The organism is Kitasatospora sp. NPDC056731 (assembly GCF_040687675.1).
GTDB lineage: Bacteria > Actinomycetota > Actinomycetes > Streptomycetales > Streptomycetaceae > Kitasatospora.
Map to the genome: position 1 here is coordinate 250775 of NZ_JBFBNR010000004.1, position 17302 is coordinate 268076.

13 protein-coding genes are annotated in these 17302 nt (G+C 74.0%); 7 read left to right on the top strand and 6 right to left on the bottom strand.

Annotation, left to right across the window (positions count from 1 at the left end; all coding sequences use genetic code 11):
- Window positions 1–46: 46 nt before the first annotated feature.
- Window positions 47–658 carry an NTP transferase domain-containing protein gene (locus tag AB0R04_RS06605; RefSeq protein ID WP_363368736.1) on the bottom strand — a complete coding sequence of 204 codons (612 nt, stop codon included), beginning with the start codon at window positions 656–658 and terminating at the stop codon, window positions 47–49.
- 146 nt (window positions 659–804) lie between these two features.
- Here AB0R04_RS06605 and moaA point away from each other — a divergent pair, with 146 nt between their 5' ends.
- The 3 genes from moaA to AB0R04_RS06620 all read left to right on the top strand — a co-directional run bounded on the left by moaA (window position 805) and on the right by AB0R04_RS06620 (window position 4311).
- Window positions 805–1800: a GTP 3',8-cyclase MoaA gene (gene moaA, locus AB0R04_RS06610; RefSeq protein WP_363368738.1), complete on the top strand. Its 996-nt coding sequence runs from the start codon at window positions 805–807 to the stop codon at window positions 1798–1800.
- A gap of 120 nt (window positions 1801–1920) precedes the next feature.
- Complete coding sequence (locus tag AB0R04_RS06615) at window positions 1921–2679, top strand: HNH endonuclease family protein (protein ID WP_363368740.1); 759 nt, start codon at window positions 1921–1923, stop codon at window positions 2677–2679.
- Between the two features lie 60 nt (window positions 2680–2739).
- The gene (locus AB0R04_RS06620) at window positions 2740–4311 is read left to right on the top strand and encodes an alpha/beta hydrolase (RefSeq protein ID WP_363368742.1); all 1572 of its coding nucleotides are present in this window, start codon (window positions 2740–2742) and stop codon (window positions 4309–4311) included.
- A gap of 105 nt (window positions 4312–4416) precedes the next feature.
- Here the strand turns inward: AB0R04_RS06620 and AB0R04_RS06625 are convergent, their stop codons facing one another.
- Both AB0R04_RS06625 and AB0R04_RS06630 read right to left on the bottom strand, forming a co-directional pair.
- A complete protein-coding gene (locus AB0R04_RS06625; protein WP_363368744.1) occupies window positions 4417–6867 on the bottom strand; it encodes a glycosyltransferase family 39 protein in 2451 nt (816 codons plus the stop codon).
- A 127-nt stretch (window positions 6868–6994) separates the two neighbouring features.
- The gene (locus tag AB0R04_RS06630) at window positions 6995–8113 is read right to left on the bottom strand and encodes an alpha/beta hydrolase-fold protein (RefSeq protein ID WP_363368746.1); all 1119 of its coding nucleotides are present in this window, start codon (window positions 8111–8113) and stop codon (window positions 6995–6997) included.
- A 156-nt stretch (window positions 8114–8269) separates the two neighbouring features.
- On the opposite strand from AB0R04_RS06630, the gene AB0R04_RS06635 reads away from it, so the two are divergent.
- Together AB0R04_RS06635 and AB0R04_RS06640 are read left to right on the top strand one after the other, a co-directional pair.
- Complete coding sequence (locus AB0R04_RS06635; protein WP_063347071.1) at window positions 8270–9229, top strand: hypothetical protein; 960 nt, start codon at window positions 8270–8272, stop codon at window positions 9227–9229.
- Window positions 9230–9499: 270 nt separating this feature from the next.
- Window positions 9500–11050 (top strand): putative Ig domain-containing protein, encoded by a 1551-nt coding sequence (locus tag AB0R04_RS06640; RefSeq protein WP_363368748.1) that lies wholly within the window; start codon window positions 9500–9502, stop codon window positions 11048–11050.
- A 177-nt stretch (window positions 11051–11227) separates the two neighbouring features.
- On the opposite strand, the gene AB0R04_RS06645 is transcribed toward AB0R04_RS06640, so the two are convergent.
- The gene (locus tag AB0R04_RS06645; RefSeq protein ID WP_363368750.1) at window positions 11228–12484 is read right to left on the bottom strand and encodes an alpha/beta hydrolase; all 1257 of its coding nucleotides are present in this window, start codon (window positions 12482–12484) and stop codon (window positions 11228–11230) included.
- A gap of 129 nt (window positions 12485–12613) precedes the next feature.
- Here AB0R04_RS06645 and AB0R04_RS06650 point away from each other — a divergent pair, with 129 nt between their 5' ends.
- Entirely contained in the window at window positions 12614–13072 is a 459-nt protein-coding gene (locus AB0R04_RS06650) for a MarR family transcriptional regulator (RefSeq protein WP_363368752.1), read from the top strand.
- A gap of 31 nt (window positions 13073–13103) precedes the next feature.
- On the opposite strand, the gene AB0R04_RS06655 is transcribed toward AB0R04_RS06650, so the two are convergent.
- On the bottom strand, window positions 13104–13796 hold the full coding sequence (locus tag AB0R04_RS06655; RefSeq protein WP_363368754.1) for an aspartate/glutamate racemase family protein: 693 nt from the start codon (window positions 13794–13796) through the stop codon (window positions 13104–13106).
- Between the two features lie 48 nt (window positions 13797–13844).
- Window positions 13845–15713 carry a CocE/NonD family hydrolase gene (locus AB0R04_RS06660; RefSeq protein WP_363368756.1) on the bottom strand — a complete coding sequence of 623 codons (1869 nt, stop codon included), beginning with the start codon at window positions 15711–15713 and terminating at the stop codon, window positions 13845–13847.
- Window positions 15714–16051: 338 nt separating this feature from the next.
- Between AB0R04_RS06660 and AB0R04_RS06665 the strand changes: the two genes are divergently transcribed.
- Entirely contained in the window at window positions 16052–17173 is a 1122-nt protein-coding gene (locus tag AB0R04_RS06665; RefSeq protein ID WP_363368758.1) for a HoxN/HupN/NixA family nickel/cobalt transporter, read from the top strand.
- The last annotated feature ends 129 nt before the right edge of the window (window positions 17174–17302 follow it).

Below are 17302 nucleotides of genomic sequence, written 5' to 3' on the forward strand. Positions count from 1 at the left end.
GGTGCCCGCCACGGGTGCTTCGGGCACCCGGGCCGCCGGGGTGCGGTCAGCCGGCGGACCAGCGGGCCAGGTCGGCGGGGGTGTCCAGGTCGTCCGGGACGGCGACGTCGGCGCACTCGACCAGGGTGACCGCGTCCGGGTGCGCGGCCAGCAGGGTGCGGGCCCCGGCGTCGCCGCAGGCGCCCGCGGCCGCCTGCGCGAAGTACCGGGCGCCGATCAGCACCGGGTGCCCGCGCCGCCCTGCGTAGGCCGCCGCGGCCAGGTCCGCGCCGGCCCGGTGCGCGGCCAGCAGCCGGGCCACCGCGGCCGCGGTGACGCCCGGGGTGTCCACCAGCATCACCAGCACCGCCGACACCTCCGGCGCCAGCGCGGCCAGCCCGACGCGCAGTGAGGAGCCCATGCCGCCCGCCCAGTCCGGGTTGGCCACCAGCCGGCAGCCCGGCAGGTGCGCCGTGGAGCGGACGCGGTCGCCGGCCGCGCCCAGCACCACCGTGACGTCCGCGCAGCCGCCCGCCCGCACCACCGCCACCGCGTGCTCGACCAGCGGGCGGCCCGCGTACCGGATCAGGGCCTTGGGCCGCCCGCCGAGGCGTCGCCCGCCCCCGGCGGCGAGCACCAGTGCGGCGACGGGCCCGGTTCGGTCTTCGGTGGTCTGCATGGGCCCAGCCTGCCCGCCGGGGCCGTCGCCGCGCAGCCGTACGAACCCACAGTTGTACGAACGCACAAGGGGAACCCGCAGGTGGTGGCCGCCCCCCGGCGGTTCGGCCGCTGGTCCTGCGGCCCGCCGGCCCCTGTACTGGGTCGATGAACACCGCACCGCGCCCGCTGCTGGACCGTTTCGGCCGGGTCCACACCGACCTGAGGGTCTCGCTGACCGACCGCTGCAACCTGCGCTGCACCTACTGCATGCCGGCCGAGGGCCTGGACTGGCTGCCGAGGGCGCAGGCGCTGGGCGACGACGAGGTGGTGCGGCTGGTGCGGATCGCGGTCGGGCGGCTGGGGGTCGCCTCGGTGCGGCTGACCGGCGGGGAGCCGCTGTTGCGGCGGGGCCTGCCGGACCTGGTGGGGCGGATCGCCGCGCTGGGGCCGGAGGTGTCGTTGACGACGAACGGGATCGGGCTGGCCCGCACGGCGGTGGCGCTGCGGGCGGCGGGGCTGGAGCGGGTGAACGTCAGCCTGGACACGCTGCGCCCGGAGCGGTTCGCGCGGATCACGCGGCGGGACCGGATCGCGGACGTGTTCGCGGGCCTGGCGGCGGCGCGGGCGGCGGGGCTGGGGCCGGTGAAGGTGAACGCGGTGCCGGTGCGCGGGGTGAACGAGGACGAGATCCCGGAGCTGGCGGCCTTCGCGGTGGAGCACGGGTACCAGATGCGGTTCATCGAGTCGATGCCGTTGGACGCGCAGGGCGCCTGGGACCGTTCGGCGATGGTCACCGCCGCGGAGGTCCTGGAGCGGCTCGGGGAGCGCTTCGACCTGCTGCCCGTGGGGCGGCGGGGCAACGCCCCGGCGGAGGAGTGGCGGGTCGCGGGCACGGACGCCGTCATCGGGGTGATCGCCTCCGTGACCCGCCCGTTCTGCGGGGGCTGCGACCGGGTCCGGCTCACCGCCGACGGCCAGTTGCGCAACTGCCTGTTCGCGACGCAGGAGTCCGATCTGCGCGCGCTGCTGCGCGGCGGCGCGGACGACGACCGGATCGAGGCGGCCTGGCGGGCCTCGGTGGCCGGGAAGGGGCCCGGACACGCCGTCAACTCCGCCGACTTCGTCCGGCCGGACCGCCCGATGTCCGCCATCGGCGGCTGACGCCCGGAGTGTGAGCTTCGACATGGTCGGCGGGGTTCGCGTGGCGCCGCCTTGACCTGCTCTCGGGGTGGCTGATCTGCTGGTTCGCCGTCAACCCGCCCCAGATCCCGGGAGTTATCCGTGCCCGCCCGCCGCACCGCCCTGTCCGCCGCCACCGTGTTCCTGATATGCGCGCTCGCGCTGGCCGGCTGGCTGCTGGGCGGCCGTGACCACAAGAGCGGCGACTCCGCCGCGCCCGCCGGGGGCCTGGGCACCAGCCCGCTGCAGAACCCGGACGGCACCAAGCCCGGCCTGGCCCCGCTGACCACGCCGGAGGAGCAGAAGGTGGGCCGCGACGTGATAGCCAAGGTCGCCACCGCCGCCGCCGGCCCCAAGGACGGCTACGACCGCAACGAGTTCGGCCCCGCCTGGACGGACAACGTCGACGGCGTCCCGCTCGGCCACAACAACTGCGACACCCGCAACGACCTGCTCGCCCGCGACGGCACCGCCGTCGAGCGCAAGGACGGCTCGAACTGCGTCGTCACCGCGATGACCATCTACGACCCGTACACCGGCAAGAACGTCCAGTGGACCAAGCAGCAGGCCTCGAAGATCCAGATCGACCACGTGATGCCGCTGTCCTACGACTGGCAGCTGGGCGCCGCCAAGTGGGACAAGGCCAAGCGCGTCCAGATCGCCAACGACCCGCTCAACCTGATCCCCGCCGACGGCTCGCAGAACGCCTCCAAGGGCGACTCCGGCCCGGCCTCCTGGCTGCCCGCCAACACCGCCGTCCGCTGCTCGTACGCCGTCCGCTTCGCCCAGGTCTCCCTGAAGTACCAACTCCCCGTCACCGTGGCCGACAAGCAGGCCATGCTGCAGCAGTGCGGAGGCTGAGGAATCGTTACGGCAGATGCTGGTGTGACGGGAGCGGGCGCCGGGTGGTATTCGTGGGCGGTGCACTCGTCGAACCCCCGCCGCCCGCTCCGCGCCCTGCTCACCGTCGCCCTCCTCGTGCTCGCCGCGGGCTGCACCGGGCCCTCGGACCCGGGCGCCCGCCGGCCCGGCACCGCGGCCGCGGCCCGGCCCCAGGACCTGGTGCCCGGCACGGCCGCCCCCGCGCTCGCGGCCCTGTACCTCCAGCCGCTGGACTGGAAGGACTGCCCGGACCGGCCTGAGCGCCCGGCCGGAGAGCCGGTCGCGCAGTGCACCGGACTCAAGGTCCCGCTGGACTACGCCGATCCGGGCGGCGAGACGATCAACGTCGCCGTCTCCCGGATCCGCGCCACCGAGGCCGACCGGCGGATCGGCGCACTGGTGCTCAACCCCGGCGGGCCGGGCAACTCCGGCGTGGACCGGGTGGTCTGGGGCTGGGAGGACTACCGCGGCACCCTCTCCGACCACTTCGACCTGGTCGGCTTCGACCCGCGCGGCGCCGGCCGCACCACCCCCGTGCACTGCCTCGACGACCGCACCCGGGACGAGTGGACCAGCACCGACGACCCCGGCTACGACCGCGGCCGGGTGCTCGCCGACGCCTGCCAGGCCCGGTACGCCACGCTGCTGCCCCACCTCTCCACCCGCGACACCGCCCGCGACCTCGACGTGCTGCGCGGCGCCCTGGGCGAACGGCGGCTCGACTTCCTCGGCAGCTCCTACGGCACCTACCTGGGCGCCCTCTACGCCGAGGAGTTCCCCGCCCGCACCGGCCGCCTCGCCCTGGACGGCGCCTTCGAGCGCAGCCTCGACCCGGTCCGGCTGAACGTCGAGGCCGCCGCCGCCACCGAGACCGCACTGCGGGACTTCGCCGCCGACTGCGCGGGCCGCGACGACTGCCCGCTCGGCCGCGACCGCGCCGCTGCCCCGCAGCGGCTCGCCGACTTCCTGGACGGCCTGCGCGCACACCCGCTGCCCGCCGCCGACGGCCGCCGCCTCACCGCCACCCTGGCCTGGAACGGCACCCTCGACACCCTCTACGACGGCCACCGCTCCTGGGAGCGGCTGCGCCAGGCCCTCGACCCGGCGATCACCCGCGGCGACGCCGCCGAACTGCTCGCCCTCGCCGACGGCGCCAACGGCCGCGGCGAGGACGGCGGCTACTCCACCGCGGCGGACGCCTTCGCCGCCATCAGCTGCGCGGACGCCCTGATGGCCCCCACCGCTGGGGACCTGCGCACCGACCGCGCCGAACTCGCCACCCGCGCCCCGCTGATGAGCCGGCACGACACCGCGGCGGCGCTGTTCGCCCCGGACTGCCGCTCCTGGCCGTACCGCACCGCCGAACGGCCCGCCCGGATCCGGGCCGAGGGCAGCGCCCCGATCCTGGTGATCGGCTCCACCGCCGACCCGGTCACGCCGTACCCGTGGGCGCAGCGGATGGCCTCCAACCTCGCCGACGCCGTCCTGCTCACCCGGGACGGCGACGGGCACACCGGCTACGACAAGAGCGGGTGCGTGCGGGACGCGGTGGCCGCGTTCCTGGTGGACGGCACGCTGCCCGCCGCCGGGACGCACTGCCCGTCCGCCTGACGGGGGCTGGCGGCGCCGACGGGGGCTTTCCAGGGGGCAACGCGAGGGGGCGCACCGCCGGCTGCGGTGCGCCCCCTGGGGTGGGACGGTCAGGAGGTGGGACGGTCAGGAGGTCGGGGCCGTCAGGTCGTAGAAGGTGGTGGAGCCGACCGTCTTCGCGGTGAAGTGGCTCGTCACCCAGCTCTCGATCTGGGAGGTCTCCGACTCCTTCTCCCCGGAGCCGCCCTGTCCGCTCTCGGCCCCGCCGAAGCCGCGGTGGGAGCCGCCGGCGATGAACCAGTGCACCTTGCCCTCCTGGACGTACTTCTGGAAGCCGGCCAGGCTGAGCGAGGGGTCGGTGCCGTTGAAGCCGCCGAGGGCCATCACGGGCTCTTCGGTGGCGAGTTGGTAGCTGGCGGCGGTCTGCGAGCCGCTGGTGGCGGCCGCCCAGGTGTACTGGCCGGCGCTCTCCTTGAGCAGGGCGGCGGCCTCCTCGCTCACCTTGGTGCCGCCGAGCAGGCCGCCCATGCCGCCCGCGCCTGCGGGGCCGCCCGCGCCGCCCGTGCCGCCCATGCCGCCGGGGCCGAAGGTGCCGGGGTCCTCGCCGCTGCCGGGGTTGCCGGGGTTGCCGGGGTTGCCGGGGTTGCCGGTGCCCGGGTCGGTGGTGCCGGGGTTGGCGCCCGTGCCGCGCTCGCGGTGACCGTTGCCGCCGCCCAGGCCCTTGCCCGAACCACCGCCCGGCCAGCCGCCGTTGCCGCCGCCGTTGAAGCCGCCTTGGCCGCCCGGCCAGCCGCCGTGCTGCCCGCCGCTGTTCTGGCCGGGCTGGAACGTCCGCCCGTTGCCCGCGAAGCCCTGCCCGCCGTGCCGGCCGCCGCCGCCCGGACCGGAGGCGCCCTGGACGGCCGGCCCGGCCGTCACGATGGAGCCGCTGTGCGCCGTGCCGACGGTGTCCACCGCGTACGCGGCGGGCCCGCCGAGCGCCGCCGCCAGGCCGACCAGGCCGGCGACCGAGGCGATCCGGGCGCCGAGCCGCCCGTCGGCCCGCCCGGCCAGCTGTCCGGCGACCAGCGCGGCCGCCGCCACCAGCCCGCCGACCAGCACCGCCCAGCGCAGCCAGGGCAGGAACTCCGTGCTCCGCCCGAGCAGGACGAACGCCCACACCGCCGTCACCGCGAGGGTGCCGGCCAGCACCAGCGCCCACGGAAGCCGGTGCCGGGCCCGCCACAGGCCGTCCACGCCCATGCCGACCAGCGCCGCGACGGCCGGGGCGAGCGCCACCGTGTAGTACTGGTGGAAGATCCCGGACATGAAGCTGAACACCAGCGCGGTGGACAGCATCGCGCCGCCCCAGACCAGGAACGCCGCGCGGGCGGTGTCGGTGCGGGCGTAGCGGCGGGTCGCCCACAGGGCGGCGACCAGCAGGATCAGCGCGGCCGGCAGCAGCCAGGCGATCTGCCCGCCGATGTCGCTCCCGAACAGCCGGGTGAGGCCGGTCTGGCCCCAGCCGCGGCCGCCGCGCATCGCCCCGGCCGGCAGGTCGAGCCCGGCCGGGAGCCGCCCGCCGCCGCCGACGCTGCCGGTCTCGTCGCCGTTGATCCGGCCGAGGCCGTTGTAGCCGAAGGTGAGGGAGAGGAAGCTGTCGTCCTGCGAGCCGCCGACGTACGGGCGGGCCGAGGCCGGCAGCAGTTCGACCACCGCGACCCACCAGCCGCCCGCGACCACCATGGCCGCGCCCGCGAGCAGCAGCTGCCGCACCCGCCGCCACAGGCCGGTGGGCGCGACGACCAGGTAGACCAGCGCGAAGGCGGGCAGCACGAGGAAGGCCTGCAGGGTCTTGGTGAGGAAGGCCAGGCCGAACATCGCCCCGGTGAACACCAGCCACCGGGTGCCCGCCGCCTCGATGGCCCGCACCAGCCCGTACGCGGCCAGGGTGAGCAGCAGGGCCAGCAGCGCGTCGGGGTTGTTGAAGCGGAACATCAGCGCCGCGACCGGGGTGAGCGCCAGGGCGGCCCCGGCGAGCAGGCCGCCGAGCGGGGAGAAGCGCCGGCGCACCGTCGCGTAGACGACGCCCACGGTGGCGGCGCCCATCAGGGCCTGCGGGGCGAGCACGGACCAGGAGGACAGGCCGAAGACCCGCACCGAGAGGGCCATCGGCCACAGCGACATCGGGGGCTTGTCGACGGTGATGAAGTTCCCGGCGTCGGAGGAGCCGAAGAAGAAGGCCTTCCAGCTCTGGCTGCCGGCCTGGACGGCGGCCGAGTAGAAGGCGTTGGCCCAGCCGGAGGCGCTCAGGCCCCAGAGGTAGAGGACGACGGTCGCGGCCAGCAGTGCCAGCAGGGCCGGGCGCACCCAGCGCGGGTCGTCCGCGCGGCCGCGCCAGGCGCGGGCGGGGAGGGTGCGCAGCCGGCCGGACCAGGAGGCGGGGCCCTTGGGGCCGGCGGGCGGCAGGGGATGCTCGGGGAAGAGCGGCGCCGGGTCCGGCCGGGCTGGGTCCGGCTGCGGCACCTCCGGCGGCGGGAAGTCCGCGGCCTCGGGCCACGGTTCGCCGGCCGGAGTGGAGTAGCTGGTCGTGGTCATGCGCCATACCGTGCGTGGTGCGGCTGAGAGGAGCGTGAGACGACGCTGTGAGACGGGTGTGATCTGCGGGGCCGATCGGGTGATCGGGCGGGCCGCCGGGGGATCGGTCAGGCGGCCTTCGGCGTGGTCAGGTGGCCTTCGGCATGGTGAGGTGCTGGCCGAGCCACTCCAGGGCCGGGGGGATCTCCCGGGTCCAGGTGTGGAAGTTGTGGCCGCCGGTGTCCAGGGTGATGGTGGACACCTTGGTGGGGGCCTTGAAGGCGCCGACCATGGCCTGGGTGTCGGCGTAGTTGTTCTCGTCGTAGCTGGTGGTGAGCAGCAGGGAGACGGGGGCGGCCGGCTGGTTCTTCAGCCGCCACAGCAGGTCGTTCTGCTGCTTCAGCTGGTCGTTGCCGCCGAAGAGGTCGCCGGTGGTCTCGTCGTGCGCCGCGCTGTAGTAGCCGGAGAGCGCGACCGCCGCGCGGTAGGCGTCGGGCTTGCGCATCGCGAACTTGAGCGCGCAGTAGCCGCCGGTCGAGTTGCCGATCACGGCGCGGCTCGCCGGGTCGGTGCCGAGCCGGTAGGTGGTGGCGAGCGCCTTGGGCAGGTCGGTGGTGAAGAAGGTCTCCGCCTGGGGGCCGCCCGGCACGTCGACGCACTCGGTGTCCCGGTTGCCGACGACCGTGGGGCGCATCATCACCAGGACGGTCGGCGGCAGCTTCTTCTGCTCGATCGCGGTGAGGGTGGAGGCCGGGTACTGCATCAGCGAGATCAGCTTCTCCGGGGTGCCCGGGTAGCCGGTGAGCACCAGGGCCATCGGGAACCGCTGCTGAGCGTAGTCCGGCTGGAAGTACTGCGGGGGCAGGTAGACGAACGCCTCGGTGCTCAGGCCGGTCGAGGCTCCTTTGACGGCGACCTGCTGGATCAGCCCGGAGCGCTCCCGGTCCGAGCCCTGGGCCGAGTAGAACTTCTGCTCGCCGGTGACGGCCACGGAGGCGTTCGGCGTGTGGTCGACGACCGTGCCCGGCTTGCCGTCGGTGCCGAGCAGGTCGCTCCAGGAGCTGTAGAAGCCGAAGTAGCCGTTGGCGATCAGGCCCATGGCGACCAGCACGGCGATCTGGGTGGCGAGGAAGGCGCCGATCCGGCCCGTCCAGGACTTCCAGCCCTTCCCGCCGAAGCGCGGCCAGAGCCACATGGTGGCGCCGAAGACGAGGATCGCGACGACCGAGGCGACGATCTGGAGGGGGAATCCGGTGAGGCTGAGCACGCCCCGATCGTAGTTGACCTCGATCAGCGCCCCCGGGCGCCCCCTGCACGCCCTCCGCACGCCCTCGGAATCCGGTTGACCGCGCCGGGCGGGGCCGCCAGCATGGCGGCGGACACGTGCACGCTGTGTGCGCGGGGCGTCACCGGGGCGGGATTCATGAAGTCCATCACCAAGGCCGGTCTGGCCGTCGGCACCGTACTGCTGCTCGCGGCCTGCTCCAGCGGCACCAGGGGGAGCGGGGGCGGCGGGGGGAGCGCTGCGGGCGGGCCGTCCACCGGCGCGGCCCCGGCCCTGCCCGCGCCGACGCGGACGCCGACCCCCACCCCGACGCCGCCGCCGTACGGCCCGGTGCTCGGCACGACCATCGACCCGGTGAACACCGCGCTCGGCCAGGTGGCCGGGGCCAAGACCCTGGGCGACCTCGACGGCGTGCTCGGCGGCATCGCCACCAGCGCGCGGACGGCCGGGCGGAGCCTGGGCCTGGCGGACGAGCCGGCCGCGGTCGCGACGGCGCAGACCGAGCTGGTGAGGGCGCTGACCTCGCTGGCCACCGACGCGACGAAGGTCCGCGGCGACATCAAGAGCAGGGGCGTCTGCGCGGTGGGCTCCGCGCAGGCCGAACTGGGCGCCTCGGAGGGCCTGGCGGCGGTGTCGGCGGCCCTGGCCAAGATGGCGGCGGCCGGCTACCCGACGACCTTCGCCGTCCCGCAGACCCCCAAGCAGCAGTCCCGTTCGCTGGACAACGGCACCCTGGTGCGCGAGGGGCGGCTGCGCGGCGAGGGCGTGTTCAAGGTCGACAACGGCGGCAGGGGGGACGCGGTCGTCTCGCTCGCGTTGAACGGCAAGTCGGTGCACTCGGTGTACGTGGCCAAGGGGCAGAAGGCCAGCATCGAGGGCGTCGAGGACGGCACGTACGAGGTGTACTTCGCGGGCGGGGTGGACTGGGACTCCGACACGAAGGCGTTCACGCAGAGCTGCCGGTTCACCAAGTTCCAGGACACGCTGGCGTTCGAGACCGGGCGCACCGCGACGTCCTGGTCGATCACCCTCCAGCCGACGGTCGGCGGCAACGCCAAGACCGACGAGGTGGACGAGAACTCCTTCCCGCAGCCGTAGCCCCCGCGAGCGGGCGAGCGGGCGAGCGGACGGGTGGGCGGACGGATATGACGCCCCGACGGGCGGGCACGGCCGGTGCCGTGGGGTGCCACCGCGCCCGCCCTTAACGGGCATACCGGGGCGGATGGTTGCCGCCCCGGGCCGCAACGGCCGATTGCCGTCGGCGAGTTCGGCCAATACGGTTGACCACTTGAAGTGGCCATGGCACTTTCGTGCGGCGCGGGCCTCGGCGACCAGTCGTACACCCCGCGATCCCCCACAAGGAGAGCCATGTTCAAGAGACTTGCCGCGATGGCCGGCGTCGGCGCCGTCGTCGCGGGCGGGCTGACCCTCGCCGCCGCCCCCGCACACGCCGTCCAGGCCAGCGACCTGACCTCCACCATCGCGCTGAGCAACTGCTCGGCCTCGTTGGTGCGTTACCCCAGCTCGGTGGCCGGCGACCGGGCCCTGATGCTCACCAACGGCCACTGCCTGCCGACCATGCCCACGGCCGGCCAGGTCATCCAGAACGTGAGCGCGAGCCGCAGTGGCACCCTGCTCGACGGCGCCGGCAACAGCCTCGGCACCGTCCAGGCCGACAAGGTCGTCTACGCGACCATGACCGGCACCGACGTCGCGCTCTACCAACTCACCGACACCTACGGTTCGATCAGCTCCAAGTACGGCGCCACCGCGCTGACCGTCAACGACACGCACCCGACCGACGGCGCCGCGATGTACATACCCTCCTCGTACTGGAAGCAGGTGTGGAACTGCTCCGTCAACGGGTTCGTGCCTACCCTGCGCGAGGACCAGTGGACCTGGCACGACTCGCTGCGCTACAGCTCCGGCTGCAACACCACGCACGGCACCTCCGGTTCGCCGATCATCGACTCCGCCAGCGGGCGGATCATCGGCATCAACAACACCGGCAACGACAACGGCGAGATGTGCACCCTGGACAACCCGTGCGAGGTCGCCGCGGACGGCACCACCACGGCCACCAAGGGCCAGAGCTACGGTGAGGAGACCTACTGGTTCACCACCTGCCTCGGCAACGGCCGGGTCATCGACCTCAACGTGGCGGGCTGCCTGCTCACCAAGCCGGCCGGCAGCGGCGCGGTCTCCGTCAGCAGCCCCGGTGACCAGTCCACGGCGGTCGGCGGTGCGGTGAACGTCCAGATCAATGCTTCCGGTGGTACCGCGCCGCTGTCGTACAGTGCGACGGGTCTGCCGGCCGGGCTGGCGATCAACGCCTCGACGGGTGCGATCACCGGTACGGCGACGGCGGCGGGTTCGTCGAGCGTGACGGTGACGGTGAAGGACTCGGCGGGCAAGTCGGGTACGGCGAGTTTCACGTGGACGGTGACCGGTGGTGGTGGCGGTACCTGCACGCCGGCGCAGCTGCTGGGCAATGCGGGCTTCGAGACGGGCTCGGCGGCGCCGTGGACGACCAGCTCCGGTGTGGTGGACAACAGCTCCTCGCAGGCGGCGCACGGTGGTTCGTGGAAGGCGTGGCTGAACGGCTACGGCTCCTCGCACACCGACACGCTGGCGCAGACGGTGACGATCCCGGCGGGTTGCAAGGCGACGCTGAGCTTCTGGCTGCACATCGACACCGCTGAGACGGGCAGCACCGCGTACGACAAGCTGGCCGTGTCGGTGAACGGCACCACGCTGAAGACGTACTCCAACGCGGACGCCGCGGCGGGCTACCAGCAGCGGACCTTCGACCTCTCGTCCTACGCGGGCCAGAGCGTCACCCTGAAGTTCACCGGCACCGAGGACGCCTCGCTGCAGACGAGCTTCGTGATCGACGACACCTCCATCCAGACCAGCTGACGCATCCATCCGGACCAGCTGACGCAGCACCAGCGCACCGTCCGGCCCCGGGGCTTCCACACCCCGGGGCCGGACCGTGCGGGGCCCCGGGGGTGACGGGGTGGCGCGCCCCCCACGCGCGCGCCGCCCCGCCACCCCCGGAGGCCGTCCGGTGTCACGCCCGGCGGCCGCCCGGTCTCACGCCCGGCGGGCGGCGGTGATCTGGGCGGGGACGGCGCCGAGCCACCAGGTGGGGTTGGCGGTGCCGTCGGTGGTGCGGCCGTCGTGGTGGACGTAGTGCCGCACGTCGCGCCCGGCCTCGGCGAACTCGCCGTTCAGGGCGCGCTCGATCCACTCCGCGCCGAAGCGGAAGATCTCGGCGGCGACCCCGCCCAGCGGGTGGAACTCGTTCTCGTAGACGCGCAGTTCCTTGGGCGCGCGGATGCGCTCGTAGTTGGCCAGGGCCTGCTCCAGCCGGGTCAGTTCGTCGAACTCGCCGATGCCGTACAGGACCGGGCAGTCGATCTCCTGGACGAGGTCGCCGAGCGGCATGCGGGCGACCAGTTCGCGGTCGAAGGCCTCCTCGTCGGTGTAGCCGGCCATGTACATGTAGTTGTTCTTGAAGGTCGGCTGGGCCTGCTCGAAGATCGTCTGGAAGTCGCCGGTGACCGCCTCGAAGGCGGCCAGCGCGGCGAGCCGGCGGTCGGTGGCGGCGGCGCGCGAGCCCCAGTAGCCGCTCATCGAGATGCCGAACATGCCGATCCGCTGAGGGTCGACCTCCGGGAGCGAGGCCAGGTGGTCGAGGTAACGGCTGATCGCCCGCTCGTAGTTGGTGAGGTCGACGGTGAGCCCGCCCGCCCGGGTCTCGCCCTGGCCGGGGCCCTCGATGGACAGGGCGACGATGCCGCGGGAGGTGTAGTACCGCTCGGCGGCGTAGATGTAGTCCTCCTTGATCATGTCCATCCCCGGGCCGAGGATCACCGCGGGGGCGTTGCGCACCTCGCCGGCCGGCAGGTGCAGCAGGCCGTAGATCCGGCCGCCCTCGAAGTCCAGTTCCACCCGGCGGACCCGGTCGTCGCGCAGCGCGCCGAGGCGCTCCACGCAGTGGTTGGCGTGCTCGCGGAAGGCGAGCTTGCGCGGGTCGGTGGCGTCGAAGACGGAGTACTGGGCGCGGCCCCACATCACCGCGGCGCGCACGTACAGGTCGGCGGCGGTCTGGGCGAAGCCGCCCCGCTCGTGGTGGGCGGCGCGCTCCTCGGCCTGCCCGGCGACGGTGGCCCAGGCCTTGGGGAGCATCGCCCCGCTCTGCACCAGCGCGAAGACCTTGTCGAAGTCGGTGTGGTCGTGGCCGAGCTGCTCCAGGGTGCCCTTGGCCTGGGGGTGCAGGGCGTCGAAGCCGCCCTGGGCGAGGGCGATGTCCAGGGCCCAGCTCTGTCCGGTCGAACGAACGGTCATGGCGGGTGTCCTCCGTGTCGATAGGGGGCTCGGTGGCGGTGCCGCCGAGTCGCTAAGTACTTATCTATTAAGTACTTAGGATATTCTGTTGTCAACCCGCCCATCGATCGAGCCACGGAGGACGCCCCCATGTCGCAGCCCCAACCCACCCCCGCCCGCGAGCAGGCCCTCGACCGGCTCGCCCGCGCCGCCTACAGCCTCAGCGCCGCCGACTCCCGCCTGCGCGGACGCGCCACCCGCACCCCCGGCGCGCTCTCCCTCACCCACGCCCGGGCCCTGCGCGTCCTGGCCGAGACGGGCCCCCTGTCGATCGGCCAGCTCGCCGCCGCCACCGAGACCACCAGCGCCGCCACCACCCAGCTGGTCAACAACCTCGCCACCGCCGGCTACGTCACCCGGGAACGCCCCCCGGGCGACAAGCGGTCCGTCCTGGTCGCCCTCACCGACGCGGGCCGGCGCCGCCACGACGAACGCCAGACCACCCTGGCGCAGGCACTCGACACCGCCCTCGCGCACCACGACGCCCCCGCCCTGGACGCCGCGACCGACGTGCTCCGACAGCTGTCCGCCATCTATGACCGCCTCTGACCGGGGCCGTCGCGGGGCCGCCGCGGGGCCGTTACGGGGCCAGGGCGGCGGTGATGGCGGCTTCGGCGTGCAGGCGGGTGGTGGGGAAGGTGGGGACGGGGCTGTCCTCGGGGCGGACGAGCAGTTCGATCTCGGTGCAGCCGAGGATGATCCCCTGGGCGCCGGCGGCCACCAGTTCGTCGATCACCCGGCGGTACGCCGCGCGGGACTCCTCGCGGACCAGGCCGAGGCACAGCTCCTGGTAGATCACCCGGTGGACCAGGGCGCGGCTGTCGGCGCCGGGGGCGAGGACGTCGAGGCCGTGGGCGGCCAACCGGCCGCGGTAGAAGTCCTGTTCCATCGTGAAGGCCGTTCCGAGCAGCCCGATCCGGTGCAGTCCGGCGGCCCGGACGGCGTCCGCGGTGGCGTCGGCGAGGTGCAGCAGCGGGACGGGGGTCGCGGCCGTGACCTGGTCGGCGACCTTGTGCATGGTGTTGGTGCAGATCAGCAGCAGTTCGGCGCCGGCCGCCTCCAGGGACCGCGCCGCGCCGGCCAGGGTCTCGCCGGCCTCGGTCCAGCGGCCGTCGGCCTGGAGGCGTTCGATGGCGGCGAAGTCGACCGAGTACAGCACGAGCGGCGCGGAGTGCAGGCCGCCGAGGCGGTCGCGGGTGAGCTCGTTGAGGAGGCGGTAGTACTCGGCGGTGGATTCCCAGCTCATGCCGCCGATCAGGCCGAGGGTCTTCATGCCGCCATTTATAAAGCAATGCGGGAATTGAAAGCAAAGGTATAAGGATTACTTGGAATCGCCCTGCGGAATCCAGCGCGGCACGCGGTGCTGCCATTCCCGGGCGAACACCACCGAGCCGGCCTCCAGCGCGCGCAGCTGCACGATGCTGAGGAAGTGCCCGGCGTCGCAGCGCAGTTGGGTGCGGGTCTGGACGGTGACGTCCCAGCCGATGTCGGGGCGTTCGAGGCGCACGGTGTGGTCGGTGCGGGCCTGGGCGCTGAGCGGGGCGCCGGTGAGCACCCGGTAGGCGGTGACGGTGTGCTCGTCGCGGACCAGGCCGTCGGGGTGGGTGCGGCTGCCGTCGGTGGCGGGGGAGAGTTCGGCGCGCCATTCCCGGCGGCCGATGTCGTGCACGGTGACGTGCTCGGGCCGGGCGGTCAGCGGCTCGGTGCGGTGGATGTCGAGCGGCTCGGGCAGGGCGGGGGCCTCGAAGGCGACGGGGGCGGCGCCGACGTCGGCGGCGAGGTGCCGGGTGGGCAGGGTGAGGGCGGAGCGGGACGGGTCGAGCGCGTAGCCGGCGTCGTCCGGGGTGGGCCACACCCACGGCCAGTAGACCGAGGAGAGGGCGAGCCGCAGCCGGTGCCCGGCCGGGAGGGTGCCGGCGCAGGCGGCGAGCTCGACGTCCGCGTCGGGGCCGGTGGCGACCAGGACGCCCCGGGTGAGCAGCGTGGAGGTGCCGTCCGGGCCGACGGTGCAGAGCCGGGCGGTGATCTGGGCGGGCGGGCCGTCCTCGCGCAGGCGCAGCCGTACGGTCGGAGTGCCGAGCAGTTCGACCGGGTCGGGCAGCGGCTGGGAGTCGAAGCAGACCGAGCGGCCGTCCTCCTCGCGCTGGTCGGGCGGCTGGTCGGCGGGGCGGCCGAGCGGGACGTAGGCGCCGGCGTTGAGGCCGGTGTGCTGCGGGGAGCGGACGCGGACGTGGCGGTCGTCGGAGGCGGTGCCGGCGGTGCGCAGCGGGCCGTCGAGGCCGTAGTGGATCTCCCGGACGTCGGGGGAGGGCCAGGTCTCCTCGCCGGTCCAGCGGGTGCCGATCCAGCTACGCAGGGCGGGCTCGGCCAGGGCGCCGGTGTCGAGGTCGCGCAGCCAGTGGTCCCACCAGCGCAGGGTCTCGGGGAGGGTTTCCTCGGGCAGGCCGTGCGGCCAGGGGCCGAGCAGGGCGCGGGCGGTGGGGGAGGTGGCGAGCAGGCGCAGGACGAAGGAGCAGGACGGGTCGCCCCAGCCGGCGACGGCGAAGGTGGGGGCGGGGACGGGGACGGTGGTCTCGCCGGCGGCGAGCCAGGCGTCGACGGGCGGGTCCAGGGATTCGAGGCGGGCCAGCCAGTCGGTGCGCCAGGCGTCGCCGACGTGCCGGGGGTCGGGCGGGAGGGCGGCGTCGGAGACCAGGGTGGTGAGCCGGGTGTGCAGGTCGGCGGCGAGCAGGGCGCCGCCGAGGCGGTGGCCGCCTTCGGGGCAGACGGTGACCACGGCGCCGACGGTGTCGGGGGCGCGGGCCGCGAGCAGCAGGGCGGTGGTGCCGGCGGCGCCGACGCCGAGCAGGCCGGCCCGGCCGCTGCACCAGGGGCGGCGGGTGAGCCAGTCGAGGACGGCGGCGCCGTCGTCGAGCTCCTGGTCGCCGCCGGGTTCGCCGGGCAGGCCGTCGGAGTTGCCGTGGCCGCGGGTGTCGACGCGGACGGCGCCGTAGCCGTGGCCGGCGTACCAGGGGTGGCGGCGGGCGTCCTCGGCGGCGGTGCGGTCGGTGAGCCGGCCGGCGGAGTACTCCAGCAGGGCGGGGACGGGTTCGTCGCTGACCGGGCGCCACAGCCGGGCGGCCAGCCGGGTGCCGTCGGGCAGCGGGATGCGGACGTCCTCGCGGGTGGTGCGGAAGGGGTAGGACGGCATGGCCGCTCCCATCGGATCCCGGGCCGGTGAGCGCCGGCGGGCCCGCGGCGCGTACGGGGAGTGCGCTGCGGGCGTCGGCATCTCGACCCTAGGGGAGGAATCGTCTGATTTCCTGACGAAGGCTGCGCGGTGGTCGCGGCCCGCCGACCGGGGCGGTCGGTCGGGGCGGCCGGGTGGGGCCCGGCGCGAGCGGGCGTGTGCCCGCCGCCGCACGCCCCTCGTCCGCGCCCGCGTGCCCCCGTTCGCCGTCGTCCGGCATTTGCACATGACTTGCAACTACTTCCCCGAGGGGGGAAAGATGGCCCAGCTTCGCCCGGACCACCCGAAAGGACCACAGGATGTCCAGCCCCGCCGCAGGTGCCTCGCCCGTCAGATGGCGTGACCGGCTCACCCGGGAGGAGTGGATGCGCCTGGCCGGGATGGGCGGTTTCATCCTCGTGCTGCACGTCGTCGGCTGGTTCACCCTGCTCGCGCTGGTCGCGCCCGAGCACTACAACGTCGGCGGGCAGGTGTTCGGCGCGGGCATGGGCCTGACCGCCTACACCCTCGGGATGCGGCACGCCTTCGACGCGGACCACATCGCGGCGATCGACAACACCACCCGCAAGCTGATGGGCCAGGGCAAGCGGCCCCTGTCGGTCGGCTTCTGGTTCTCGCTCGGGCACTCCTCGATCGTCTTCGGCCTCTGCGCGCTGCTCGCCTTCGGCATCCGCTCGCTCGCCGACCAGGTGGAGGCGGACGACTCGACCCTGCACACGATGACCGGCCTGATCGGCACCACCGTCTCCGGGACGTTCCTGCTGCTCCTCGGCCTGATCAACCTGGGCGCCTTCAACGGCATCCTCAAGGTGTTCCGCCGGATGCGCGTGGGCGAGTACGACGAGGCCGAGCTGGAGCGCCAGTTGGAGCGGCGCGGGCTGATGAACCGCATCCTCGGCCGGGTGACCAGGGCCGTCACCAAGCCCTGGCACATGTACCCGGTGGGCCTGCTGTTCGGCCTCGGCTTCGACACCGCCACCGAGGTGTCGCTGCTGGTGCTGGCCGGCGGCGCGGCCGCGTTCTCGCTGCCCTGGTACGCGCTGCTCACGCTGCCGATCCTGTTCGCGGCCGGGATGAGCCTGCTGGACACCATCGACGGCTCGTTCATGAACTTCGCCTACGAGTGGGCCTTCTCCAAGCCGGTCCGCAAGATCTACTACAACCTGACCGTCACCGGCCTGTCGGTGCTGGTCGCGCTGGTGATCGGCCTGGTCGAGCTGATCGGCCTGCTCGGCCAGAAGCTGGACATCACCAGCGGCCCGATCGCCTGGATCGGCGGGCTGGACCTCAACTTCGTCGGCTACGCGATCGTCGGCCTGTTCGTGCTGACCTGGGCCGCGGCAATCGCCTACTGGAAGTTCGGCAAGGTCGAGGAGAAGTGGTCGGCCGGCCTGGCCGCCGCGGCCGCCAAGTCGGAGTAGCACAAACCCCGAGGGGGGCGGTGACCGGACTCCGCACCGCCCGGTACGCGGGCGACAGCTCCGGGCCGCAGTACCTGATAGCCCTGGCCAACTCCACCGAGTACGGCGGCGCCGGCGGCACCGGGGTGA

Coding starts and splice junctions, on each gene's coding strand:
- AB0R04_RS06605 (WP_363368736.1), bottom strand. CDS start 658: ATGCAGACCACCGAAGACCGAACCGGGCCCGTCGCCGCACTGGTGCTC.
- moaA (WP_363368738.1), top strand. CDS start 805: ATGAACACCGCACCGCGCCCGCTGCTGGACCGTTTCGGCCGGGTCCAC.
- AB0R04_RS06625 (WP_363368744.1), bottom strand. CDS start 6,867: ATGACCACGACCAGCTACTCCACTCCGGCCGGCGAACCGTGGCCCGAG.
- AB0R04_RS06635 (WP_063347071.1), top strand. CDS start 8,270: ATGAAGTCCATCACCAAGGCCGGTCTGGCCGTCGGCACCGTACTGCTG.
- AB0R04_RS06640 (WP_363368748.1), top strand. CDS start 9,500: ATGTTCAAGAGACTTGCCGCGATGGCCGGCGTCGGCGCCGTCGTCGCG.
- AB0R04_RS06645 (WP_363368750.1), bottom strand. CDS start 12,484: ATGACCGTTCGTTCGACCGGACAGAGCTGGGCCCTGGACATCGCCCTC.
- AB0R04_RS06650 (WP_363368752.1), top strand. CDS start 12,614: ATGTCGCAGCCCCAACCCACCCCCGCCCGCGAGCAGGCCCTCGACCGG.
- AB0R04_RS06655 (WP_363368754.1), bottom strand. CDS start 13,796: ATGAAGACCCTCGGCCTGATCGGCGGCATGAGCTGGGAATCCACCGCC.
- AB0R04_RS06660 (WP_363368756.1), bottom strand. CDS start 15,713: ATGCCGTCCTACCCCTTCCGCACCACCCGCGAGGACGTCCGCATCCCG.
- AB0R04_RS06665 (WP_363368758.1), top strand. CDS start 16,052: ATGTCCAGCCCCGCCGCAGGTGCCTCGCCCGTCAGATGGCGTGACCGG.